Here is an 11,547-nt window from a genome sequence, read left to right as displayed (position 1 = left end):
GCTCTCAAACGACAACGGGGAAGTCACCATGAACGAACATATCAAATATCTGGCAAAACAGGCAGCGCTTGGCAAAATGCCCCGCCGTGAATTTCTTGGGAAGGCGTCCGCCTTGGGGCTGGCTGCTGCAACAGCAAATCTGGCGATGTCGTCAGCGGTCAAAGCCGCTGGCCCACAAAAAGGTGGCACCATTCGCGTTGGCATCCAGGGCGGCGGTACAACCGACAGCCTTGATCCTGCGACCGCCGCAAACTCAACCGCTAATATGGTCGCCCGCCTTTGGGGTGAGACGCTCTTGACGCTTGCACCTGATGGCGGCCTTGAGCCCAAGGTCGCAGAAAGCTTTGAGGCTTCTGCCGACGCAAAAACGTGGACGTTCAAGATACGAGACGGCATCACCTTCTCAAACGGTCAGCCCGTCACTGCCGAGGATGTTCTACAGACCATCGACCGGCACTCGAACGAAGAGACCAAATCCGGGGCGTTGGGCTTGTTGCGTGGTATCGCAAATATGCGAACGGATGGCGACCTGTTCATCGTCGAGCTGGAAGCGCCCAATGCGGACCTTCCATATCTGCTTTCGGATTATCACCTCGTCATTCAGCCTGGTGGCGGTAAAGAGGACCCAGCTGCTGCAATTGGCACCGGTCCTTATGTTTTGAAAGCCGCCGATATGGGTGTGCGTTTCGTGGCTGAACACAACCCCAACCATTGGGATGACACGATTGGTCATGCAGGCACGATCGAAGTGATTGTCATCAACGACAACACCGCACGAGTCGCGGCGCTGCAATCTGGTCAGGTCGATATGATTGACCGTGTGCCGCCCCGTACTGCTCGTCTTGTTGACCGCGCGCCCGGTATCACGGTGCGCTCTACGTCCGGCGCAGGTCATTACGTGTTTATCATGCACGTCAATACCGCGCCGTTCGACAACCATGATCTGCGTATGGCCTTGAAATACGCCATCAATCGTCAGGAAATGGTGGACAAGATCCTCTTCGGCTACGGCTCTGTGGGCAATGACACACCCATCAACAGCTCTTATCCCCTCGCAACTGAGTTCGAACAGCGCGAATACGACGCGGACAAGGCGGCGTCCCACTTCAAGAAATCGGGTCATAGCGGGCCGGTCACGCTTCGGTCGTCCGAGAACTCGTTCCCCGGCGCATTGGATGCGGCTGCGTTGTTCCAGCAGTCCGCAGCTGCCGCGGGCATAACGCTGGATGTGAAGCGCGAGCCCAATGACGGCTACTGGTCTGAAGTTTGGAACAAGCAACCTTTCTGCACCAGTTACTGGGGTGGCCGTCCGGTTCAGGACCAAATGCTGTCCACAGCATATTTGTCCACAGCGGATTGGAACGACACCCGGTTCTTCAACGAGCGTTTCGATCAAATCGTCATCGCAGCGCGCGCCGAACTCGATGATGCGAAGCGCAAGGAAATGTACGCAGAAGCCTCAGCGTTGATCCGTGATGATGGTGGTCTGATCTGTCCGATGTTCAACGACTTTGTCGGTGCGACTTCAGATCGGATCAGCGGTTGGGTTGACGATCACAAGGGCTTTGACCTGATGGATTTCCGCGCACCGTTGAAGATGTGGGTCGCCGCTTAAACGCGCGGTTTTCGGGTTTGACCATGAACAGGCGCAGTTCTTATCCCGAACTGCGCCTGTTCAATTGCGACTCGAACCAGCGTTTCAAAAGAAATGGCACGTGTCGGGCATTGATTGGCATCCCATGCCCTGGCGAGAGGAACTACGACTTGAATAGAGCCGCTGCGGGTCTGATCCGATCCGTGCTGGTAAGGAGGGCTCAAGGATCACTTACTGTGAGTGCCAACCCGCAGCGACTGAGCGCATGTAAGAGTTGCAAACTGACACGTAAGGGGGAAGAAAACGCCGTCTGACGTCACTTTTTGAGCGATTAGTCGAAAAATCAAATCGCTGCTTACGTTTGCGTAAACTTCTTAATGGCCACAACAACTGAATCGACGTTGCGTCAATAAAACGATACGCGAAAAGCGCGAGAAGATACTCACCGCGACAACTGTTTATCACGAAGTCAGGCCAACTCCTGCTCGGTTGGTTTGGCACTGCTGCGCCGCTCATATTTCTCCACTGCCAACGGATGTCTTTGGCATCTTTCTCGCCGTGGCTCCGCTTGGCTCGGGGTTTCTGTCTCATCTCCACGCCTTGGTGGCTACGATGTGCCAGAAACCCTCTCTTATCAAATCGACCTAAATTGTCCCATTGGCGCTGACTTCAGACAATCGTGTTCGATATGCATTTCATCGCGCATCATTCGGCCCCCGCGTATTTGATGGTGGACGCTGATGAACTCGTCGCGTTGGGGCGTAGTTCCCGGTACAAACGCTGAACAATGTGTTCTACAATCCGCGTCGAAAGCACTCAGCACTGAGCTGGAAAAGCCCGGTCGCCTTCGAACGGAAAGTGGCTTAAACGAACACTTGGAGCGGCACGAAAACGTGACAGGTCCATCTCGGTGTTGGCCCTATGTTTTGCGCTTCACTAATAAGCTTTGCTTTGAGTTTACGGTCAAAGGGGCGGGAAGTGTGAATTCGCTGCGATCTCAACGAAGGTCCGGTTCGCTCTTTTCGACGGTATTTGGCAAGGTAATCGCGGAAAGAGTAGTCTCCTTTATGCCACTTCGAGGAACACTCTTCCCAAGGTGTCTTCCGAAACGGCCCCGGGCGCGCCGATCGCGACCAGACGAGTTTCCGGCTTGCGCGTTCCCCACTTCTCGTCCCGGGCAATGTCGATACGCTTGCCGACGACTTGCACGACAATACGGTGCTCCGGGTCTTCCTCGCTATAGACAAACCCTTTCACCCGGTAGACCTCACCGGGCAGTCCCTTGATTGCGTCTCGCAGGCCGGAGAGATTAACGGGAAGATCCGAGCGTAGCATCGTAGTCGAGAACTTCGCCGCGTGGTTATGGTGATGCTCATGTTCGGGGCAACCGCAGCCTGGGCCATGGGCGTGTTCTGACGGTTCCGCATCCAACTGTTCGGCGGCAAAGCGTCCGACAGAGAGCAGGATGTCAAGCGGCACCTCCGCGTTGACGGCTTCCACCAGCCTGTAGCGACGGAAGCGCGATCCCAGCCAGTCATGGACTTTCTGAACCGTCTCGCGCTCCACAAGGTCAACCTTGTTCAGGATCACCATGTCCGAGAATGCAATCTGGCGCAGTTTCAGTTCCATCTGCTCGGGTGAAGCAAAGACCTGTTCGGCATCGACGAGGCACATGATGCTGTCGAGTCGGATCAAGTTGCGGAACCGATGGTCCGTGAATGTCATGGCGATGGAGGACGGATCTGACACACCGCTGGCTTCCAGCAGGATGTATTCTGGCTGCTCCGGGCGTTGGAGCACCGCTTCGACCGTCTCGATCAGGTCATCTCGGATCGAGCAGCAGACGCAGCCATTCGCGAGGCTCATCACGTCGTCTTTGACACCGACCACGAGGTCGGCATCCACGTTGATAGAGCCGAAATCATTGACCAGGACAGCGACGCGCAGGCCGTGGTTTCCAGTCAAGATCCGGTTCAGGAGGGTCGTCTTACCGGCCCCGAGGAAGCCGGTAAGAATGGTGACAGGGACAGCGGATGCCGAACCGAACTCGATCATTCGATCACTCCGACTTTTTCTTGCGGTTCGGGATGACATCATCGACCTTGATCGTGAAGTCGCTCGGCCAATCCGGTGCTGGAGCTCGGAACACATCCGCCGGATAATACGCCTTCGGATCGATCTCCATGTCCCGGTATTTCTGATCCTGCTGGTCCGCGCGAGTCAGGCGTGGTGCGGGCGGCTTGATTTCGTCCGGCAACGTGATTTTGCCCGCGGCTTCCAGCTTAGCGAGTTCTCGGAATGGCGCGACCGAGCCGGATTTGCCCGGCAGCACGGCCTTTCGGTACCAGAGCGCGTCCTTCGTTACGTTGACGACGGCGACGTCGAGACCCCAGGCAAACAGACCGTCGTAATGGGCCCGGATGCCTGCCAGCATCTCGGCGTCGATGTCCTCGTCCTGGGTGTAGTGCGTGACCATCGCAATGCGCGGACGAGCTTCGGCCATGATCTTGCCGACGGCATAGTGGGACGTGTGATGCGTATCGATCGTGTAGTTGAAAAGTTCCTGCGGCAGGCCGTATTTGTACGTCATCAACTGCCCGATATCCTGCCCGGACATTTCCGTCACGAAGACATCGACGCCTTTGCCGTATTCGAGGCTGAGTTCATCCGGGCGGCCATCGCCGGTCCAGACGAAGCTGAGGCCGTTCCAATCGAGGCGATACCCCACGGCGCCGTCCTTGGCATGGCTGCGCGGCCAGGAGCGGACCGTGACACCGTCTTCGTTATAGACGATGCCGCCTTCCTTGCGGAAATCGAACTCGTTTACCTCGATCTCGTAACCGTCGCCAATGGGAAACACGTCGAATGCTTCCAGATGCCATTTCAGCATCTGTTTCATCCCGTTCACCATGCCCTGGGTTCCAAGTTCGGGGGTCCGCCCGGAGGGACCATGAATGCGCAGGGGGGTGTAGCCGCCAGACCATGCGCGGAAGGGATAGATGTAGGGAATATCGGCGTAGTGATCGATATGCAGGTGGGAGATGAAGATGTCGTTGATCAACTGCCCTGGCACCTGCATGCCGATGATGTTGCGTACACAGCCGGAGCCGAAATCGAAGAAGAAGCGCTTACCGTTTCCGAGCTCGACCATGATGCAAGTGCCGGCCTGATCCTCGCGCGGTGGGAAGGGCGTCGAACCGCAAAAGGAAATCCGCATCTCGTCAGGGCCGAGTTCCTCGGCCAAGGGGAAATAGTTGGCGTTGGAGCCGGTCATGTATTTCGTCGGACGGAAATACTCTGGAAGTGTGATGCCGCCAGCGGGACGTCCCCCATAGGGATTAACCAGCGCCTCCCCCAACGGTCCTTCGCCCGGATGAGCTTGCGCGGCACCGCCAAAGCTGACCCCGCCAGCAACGACTGCTCCAACACCGACGCCTTTCAGAATGTCCCGGCGCGACGGATCCTGCGGCTGATCGGAATCGATTTGGTTCGGGTGCTGCGGGTCGTCACGATGGTCTTTGGTCATTCAATTGTCCTCTGTTGGTCGGGAGTAGCGGAAATACGCCGAGTCTGACGTTCGATCTCGCGGACCAGTTCCTTTCGGATAGTGGCCCATTCAGCACGCAACTCAGGACTCAACGTTTCATCCTTCTCGCTTGAACAGGCCAATTCATAGTCTTTCAGGGCCCCCCTGAGTGACGGGTGATCCAGCGCAAGTGCGAAGATCAAATTGGCGAGATCAGGTAGATCGCAGCGAAGGGTCATGTTGCCTCTGGATTGGCGGTTGATGGCATGCGCACTGAACCCAAGGGTAACCCCGCATACTCGCCAGTCAGAGTAAGCTGGGGTAAGCTGGGGTTAGTTGGACGTAAGATGGTGGCGCGGGAAGTGACGCAAGGCACTGAACAAAAAGAACTAACGTCTGAGTTCGTTGATCAGGCGCGCGCAGCGTTGACTAAGGTTGTTGAGAGCGATGTCTTTGCTACGTCGCCGCGTTTGAGACAGTTTCTGACCTACGTCATCGAGGAGACACTCTCCGGACACGGCGACCGCATTCGTGGCAAAGCCATTGCAGTGGAAGTCTACGGGCGGCGACTAGACGGCGATGGCGGCGGACTGAGCCTTGTTCGGGTCGAGGCCGGGCGCCTGCGGCGGTTGCTCCAGGAATACTATGAGGGCGAAGGATCAGAAGACGACGCCCGCATCCTCATCCCCTCAGGCGGCTACAAGCCTAAACTGACATTTGGACACACGCCGGGTTCGTTCTCCGAAGAGGTAAGGCCGAAGAAAGCTGAACCCAACGACGCACATTCCGCCTCTCGGAGATGGATGGCCGCGCTCGGAGTACTCGCTGTTGCGCTGATCACGGGTGGATTCTTTGCGGCAAATCTCCGCCACGAAGCAACTCACCCCGCTACGGACAAAAGCAATGCCAAGCTCGCTGCGCTCAGGGAACGATCCATGGCCAGTGTGCAGGCGACCAATCTCGCCGAACAGGCGCGCGGAATGTTCTTCCCGCTCTTCGATCTGAAGCGCCAGGAGATTGCGCTCACCACGTTTCGGCACGCCATCGATCTCGACCCTGACCTACCGGGCGGATTTGCGGGCGCGGCACAGGTTTTGGCGCTTCTGGCCTATCTGTCCAATGATGCCACACGCGCATCCGATCTACTTGCCGAAGCACGCAGTATGGCAGAACAGGCCCTGGAACGCGGCCCAACTGATGGCTGGGCGAATGCTGCCATGGGCTGGACACTTGCGGTAGAAGGCAACACCGATGAAGCGCTGCGTCGAGCCCGAATGGCCGTTGACCTGTCGCCGGAAGACGGCCACGTTCTGGACCTGGCGGGCATCACGGCGCTCATTTCAAATGACCCCACATTCGCGGCAGAGGTCACCAACCCGGAACGCCGCCGCTTTGGAATCGGTAGGTTCGGCGCTAACAATATCTGGGGAGCTTCCCAGTTCATGCTTCAGGACTATCAAGCATGTATCGAGGCGTTCACCACGGCGGCCGAACGCGGCCAACCGGTGAGCGCGCCGAGCCTCATGATGCTCGCCGCGGCCTATTATGCGAACGGCGAACGCGAGGCCGCACGTCTAGCAATAGGCGAGATGCATCGGACTTGGCCCGGCTTCCCCGCCAACAATGTTGCCAGCCGTTTCTTTGAGCACGCACCGGAAACTCGATCCCGGGTTCTTGAAACCCTCGAGGCATACAAGCCGAAACTGTAGGACGGGCAACCCGGCTGGAATTGCCCGGCTCTGTAAAGAGGTGCATCTGAACCTCGCGTATCGATGGTTTTGCCGCCTTGATCTGACGGACCGTATCCCGGATCAGTCGACCTTTTCCAAGAACCGGCACGGTCGGTTCCGCGACAGCGATCAGCTACGCCATGTATTCGAGGCGACGGTCGCGCGCTGCATGGAAGAGGGTCTGGTTGGAGGTCAGGGTTTCGCCGTGGATGCCAGTTTGATCAACGCCGATGTTCAAAAGCAGAACTCGAGCAATCCCGAAGACTGGGCGGCCCGAGAGATTTTACCCGCCAATGCACCGCCTCAGGCTTCAACGCCAAGGCTCAGGCGCGACGAAAAAAGGTCGAAATGCTCTTCGCCCATCTAAAGCGCATCCTCGGCCTCGGACGGCTCCGAATACGAGGCCCATGTGGCGTCCAAGATGAATTTACCCTCACAGCCACCGCTCAGAACCTCCGGAAGCTCGCAAAGCTTAAGCCCATGGTGCCCGTTGCTGGTTGAAGTGACGGCTACGCTTTCGACATCTAAATAAAATCAGAGCGATTGCTCAAACAGACCCGCCAAAATCAGAGAGTTTTTCAACAGACTCAGATCATAGTGCCTGATGCCGCACGCGTGACAAATGGCTGCGAACCTTATCAAGCCGTCATCGTCGACGTAGAGGGTGGTGCCTTCCGGCCCGAGTACGACCTGCAAACTACGTTGGGTTTGCAGTCGGTGCATTACTCGGGAATGGACTTTGCAGACAGAGAGCGAAGAAACGCGGCGATGTCGGAGACCTCCTGCTCACTCAACGCACGATCCCGGATCAGGGCCGTGTTTCGACCCGGTGTGGTGTCGTCGACCACCTGTGAAACCACATACAGGTCGTCCAGAGGATCGCTGCTGAGGGTGCGTCCGAGTTGTGAGACGGCCATGATGCGAATTGCTTCCTCAAGTTCGCCAACAGATCCGTTGTGAAAATACGGCGCCGTCAGAGCCACATAACGCAGCGAGGGGACGCGGAAACGCTCGGGCTTTCCGTCGACGAGCAGGCCATATTTGCTCAGGAACGGATTGTTCTCGCGGAAAACCGGGAAAGTGCGATATATGCCCAATGTCTTCTCGGTCCCCGCTGCCGAAAAAACCGGATCCATATGGCAGTTGCGACAGCCGATTTCGTCGAACAAGGCCATTCCGCGCAGGGCTGCCGGGGACAGGGCGGTATCATCCCCCCGGATAAAGCGATCATAGGGGGTGCCCGGGGTAATTAATGTTCTTTCATAGGCCGCGATTGCCTTTGTGATGTGGGTAATGTTGATCACGCCCGAGCCCGGAAAGGCCCTGTCGAACAGCGGCCCATAGACAGGATCTTCCTTCACGCGCTGTTCCACAGCGGCGAGAGAGGGCATGGCCATTTCCACCGGGTTCACAAACGGCTCTTCGGCTTGATGTTCGAGCGAGCGGGCGCGCCCGTCCCAGAACAGGCGGCGCAGAAAGGCGGCATTCAGCACGGTTGGCGCGTTGCGATCGCCGACCTGCCCCTGGAAACCGGTCGAAAACTGGGCATTGTCGTCGCCGCCATCGGCCAGAGTGTGACAGGAGGCACAAGAGAGGCTGCGGTCCATCGAGAGGTTTTCGTCGTAAAACAGCACCCGGCCGAGTTCGATCTTTGCAGGCGTGGTTCGGTTGTTGCGTGGTTGGGGCGGCTCCATGGGTAGGGCGCGCCAGGTCCGAAACCCGGAAGGGCGGGCACTGACCGTTTCTTCGTGGGGTTCGCGTTGGGTGTCGGGGAGCAGATCATCAACTACCACTCTCGTCGCCGCCCCGGCCGCAGCCAGAGCCTGGCCGTCGACCTGAGACAGGACTGAAACGATCACGACTTTTATGCCGACCGACAGCACACCCATTCCCAATCCGCCCGACAACAAGAGCCGAGCAGGGATAGACAAACCACTCCGTTTCCCAAGTTCGTTGGCAACCATGGCCAAGGCGGAAACGCCAACGAACAGCCCAAGGATAAGAGTTGGTAGAGTTGTGCTTGCTGTCGAGAACATTGGCTGCTCCTTTCTTGCAGAGAAGGATAGGAGGGCCTTGACTAATAGTGAAATTGATAGACTTTATCATACTTATAAGAAATGGAAATAAAATGAAGCTCCGGCAACTTGAGTTCATCCGTGAAATCGCGCGCACAGGGTCGTTCAGCCATGCAGCGGACATTTGCAACGCAACCCAGCCAACCCTCTCGAATGCGGTCGTGCAGTTGGAAGAGGAACTCGGTGCCAAAATTTTTCAACGCACGACGCGCTCGGTCGATCTGACACCTTTCGGGGGGTACATCCTGCCCTACCTCGAAGCCGTTCTGGATGCGCGCAGCGAAATGGAGAAAGCCTGTGAAGCCTATCTGCACCCTGAACACAAGATTCTGCGGATCGGCTTGTCTCCGTTGGTGGACATGGCGCTGCTCAATGATGTTCTTCAGCCCTACAGGCAGGACAACCCGGACGTTGCCATCTATTTCAAGGAATGCCTGATTGATGACCTGGGCGAGCGTTTGGCGAGCGGCTCCGTGGATCTCGCCGTGGTGCCTCGTGACATTGTGGAAACCGGCTGGGACCATCTGCGGTTCTACGCGGACCCGTTGTTTTATATCCCAAGCGATGGGGCTGATGTTCCGACTCGAGGCAGCATCGAGATTGCAATGCTACCGGATGCTCCGATCATCATGACTGGCGGTGGGTGTGGCTTGAACCGTTCGCTTGAGCGGTTGTTTGGTCAGAACGCCGAGAACTTCACGCCCTATCCGGGGGCCGCGATAAGCTACCCGGTGATCGAGCAATGGACCGGGATCGGGGTCGGCGCGGGCATTCTGCCGTCCGCGAAGCTTTCGATTGAGAAGGACCGCGCGCTCCTGCTCCTGGCACATGATCGATCTCCCGCAAGTTTCGAATTTCATTGGGCCTGGAAGCCCGATCTTGCCATGCCGCCCCATGTGGTCGCGCTGCACGATCACATCCACAACCGCGTCCCAAAGCTTGTTCAAGGCAGGGGGTAAGTGCGGACATGTCTCGGGTGAGTGCAAAGATTAAGCCGCCTGTCCAACCGGATAACGACACCCTCGGGGCGATCCTATAGATTCTGCAAATAAAAAGATCAGAAAATAAAATTTCTCTATTATTCGAGGGAATGGAATCCTGTGCGCATCAAATGGCTTTGACAGGAGAAAAAACATGCCTTTGAAACAAATGCAGACAATGATCGCCGTGGCGGCAATCGCCCTGTCGGGCACGGGCGCCATTGCGGATGGTCTGAGCGACGCCGAAATCATCGGTATCTATTCCCAGGTCAACAGCTTCGACATCGAAACCGCTCTTCTGGGCGAAGTCATGGGACAATCGGAAGAGGTCCGGGCCCTTGGTAAAATGGTCTCGAATGACCATTCCGGTGTGCGCGCCGGTGTCCACCAGTTGGCGAGCGAGTTGGGGATCGTGCCCGTGCTGCCTCCGGCGCGGATCGAAGCGGCCATGGAGCATGACAAGGTAATCGAGACCTTGCGCGCCGCGGGCCCCGACGGATTTGACGCAGCTTACCTGACGCATGAAGTCGCCTTTCACCGTTCTGCAATTGCGGCGGTCGAAGGGCTGCTGTTGCCCGAGGCGGATGCGCCCGAGCTGAAGGAGCATTTCAAAGCGGTCCTGCCCGCTTTCGAGCACCATCTGCATGCCAACATTGAAGCCGCAGAGAGGCTGGGTGTTGAGATAGCAAAATGACCTGGCTCTTGAGAGGCTGCCTCTCAGGATGCGGCCTCTCGGAAACACGGGACGCCTCTTGATCCGTTCGATCGGGGATCATTCCGTCGGAGTATCACGTAGCATTAATGAATGCCCTGTTAGTCAATCCACCCAGATCGTCCTTTTTCCGGTGCTAAGAATCGAAGGTAAAGTGACCGCGCTATAACTACAGTCCACCCTTCGCGCACAACCGGGGTTCCGCTTTACGCTGATGGCAGTCAGTGTATTCAAAAGACGAAAGACCGTTTTGTTGCGCGATGTGTGAAATCGCAATCCAACGGAATATGCGCTCGCGGCGAATGTCAGCAACGCAGCTTGCAAGTGCAGCATCAGAAGACCTCGCGCAAGGTCGGCTTGGGGCCGACTTCATTGTCGTGATCTGGGCCCTCCAATGAAATGCTGCGGTTGTTCCGATGACGGCAACGAGTGTCCGCCATCAGCACCCATGGAACAGACTAGGTTGATTGCGTAGCGGAGGATTTCAGGCTCATCGTAACCATCAGAGAGTGGAGATGAGAATGAAATCCGGGAAACAGAAAGCGTCAGCAGAGAGAGTTGTCAAAGACATCCGCAGGAAGACACGGCGCCAGCATTCGGCAGAGGAGAAGATCCGTATTGTGTTGGATGGGCTTCGTGGTGAAGACAGCATAGCGGAGCTGTGTCGCCGTGAAGGAATAGCTACGAGCCTGTATTACAGCTGGTCGAAAGAGTTCCTTGAGGCCGGTAAGAAGCGGTTGGCTGGCGATACCGCACGCCAGGCTACCAGCTCTGAGGTGAAGGATTTGAGAGCGGAATCGTCGGCGCTGAAAGAGGTAGTCGCCGACCTGACCTTTGAGAACCGGCTGCTCAAAAAAAGCATGTTCGAGGATGGGGGAGACGACGAATGAGATATCTGTCACCCAACAGTCGCTGCTTGCAGCGATGAGA

Annotated in this window: 8 protein-coding genes and 3 pseudogenes; 7 read left to right on the top strand and 4 right to left on the bottom strand. The window is 57.1% G+C overall.

Going from position 1 to position 11,547, the window contains the following annotated elements; genetic code table 11:
• Positions 1-28: 28 nt before the first annotated feature.
• Positions 29-1,615, top strand: a complete 1,587-nt coding sequence (locus ACR0CE_RS17405) for an ABC transporter substrate-binding protein (RefSeq protein WP_480833327.1) — start codon at positions 29-31, stop codon at positions 1,613-1,615.
• Positions 1,616-2,659: 1,044 nt separating this feature from the next.
• Here ACR0CE_RS17405 and ACR0CE_RS17400 read toward each other — a convergent pair.
• Genes ACR0CE_RS17400 through ACR0CE_RS17390 form a run of 3 tightly spaced genes read right to left on the bottom strand, consistent with a single transcriptional unit; the run spans position 2,660 to position 5,359 of the window.
• Positions 2,660-3,649 (bottom strand): CobW family GTP-binding protein, encoded by a 990-nt coding sequence (locus ACR0CE_RS17400; protein WP_480833326.1) that lies wholly within the window; start codon positions 3,647-3,649, stop codon positions 2,660-2,662.
• A 4-nt stretch (positions 3,650-3,653) separates the two neighbouring features.
• Complete coding sequence (gntH, locus tag ACR0CE_RS17395) at positions 3,654-5,120, bottom strand: guanitoxin biosynthesis MBL fold metallo-hydrolase GntH (protein ID WP_480833325.1); 1,467 nt, start codon at positions 5,118-5,120, stop codon at positions 3,654-3,656.
• Positions 5,117-5,359, bottom strand: coding sequence for a hypothetical protein (locus ACR0CE_RS17390; RefSeq protein WP_480833324.1), 243 nt, complete (start codon positions 5,357-5,359; stop codon positions 5,117-5,119). Before ACR0CE_RS17390 ends, gntH begins: the two co-directional genes overlap by 4 nt.
• A gap of 108 nt (positions 5,360-5,467) precedes the next feature.
• Between ACR0CE_RS17390 and ACR0CE_RS17385 the strand changes: the two genes are divergently transcribed.
• The 3 genes and pseudogenes from ACR0CE_RS17385 to ACR0CE_RS17375 all read left to right on the top strand — a co-directional run.
• Complete coding sequence (locus tag ACR0CE_RS17385; protein ID WP_480833323.1) at positions 5,468-6,829, top strand: tetratricopeptide repeat protein; 1,362 nt, start codon at positions 5,468-5,470, stop codon at positions 6,827-6,829.
• Positions 6,830-6,854: 25 nt separating this feature from the next.
• A pseudogene (locus tag ACR0CE_RS17380) lies at positions 6,855-7,104 on the top strand (transposase); the annotation flags it as partial.
• A 76-nt stretch (positions 7,105-7,180) separates the two neighbouring features.
• Positions 7,181-7,351: pseudogene (locus ACR0CE_RS17375) on the top strand (transposase); the annotation flags it as partial.
• A gap of 221 nt (positions 7,352-7,572) precedes the next feature.
• Here ACR0CE_RS17375 and ACR0CE_RS17370 read toward each other — a convergent pair.
• On the bottom strand, positions 7,573-8,886 hold the full coding sequence (locus tag ACR0CE_RS17370; RefSeq protein WP_480833322.1) for a cytochrome-c peroxidase: 1,314 nt from the start codon (positions 8,884-8,886) through the stop codon (positions 7,573-7,575).
• A gap of 92 nt (positions 8,887-8,978) precedes the next feature.
• On the opposite strand from ACR0CE_RS17370, the gene ACR0CE_RS17365 reads away from it, so the two are divergent.
• The 3 genes and pseudogenes from ACR0CE_RS17365 to ACR0CE_RS17355 form a co-directional block, all read left to right on the top strand.
• A complete protein-coding gene (locus ACR0CE_RS17365; RefSeq protein ID WP_480833321.1) occupies positions 8,979-9,884 on the top strand; it encodes a LysR family transcriptional regulator in 906 nt (301 codons plus the stop codon).
• A 175-nt stretch (positions 9,885-10,059) separates the two neighbouring features.
• The gene (locus ACR0CE_RS17360; protein ID WP_480833320.1) at positions 10,060-10,599 is read left to right on the top strand and encodes a DUF4142 domain-containing protein; all 540 of its coding nucleotides are present in this window, start codon (positions 10,060-10,062) and stop codon (positions 10,597-10,599) included.
• Positions 10,600-11,132: 533 nt separating this feature from the next.
• Positions 11,133-11,512, top strand: a pseudogene (locus ACR0CE_RS17355) (transposase); the annotation flags it as partial.
• Between the last annotated feature and the right edge of the window lie 35 nt (positions 11,513-11,547).

The organism is Ruegeria sp. L11 (assembly GCF_056531755.1).
The sequence above is the reverse complement of the archived record's forward strand: the minus strand, read 5'-3'. Positions and strand labels throughout refer to the sequence as shown.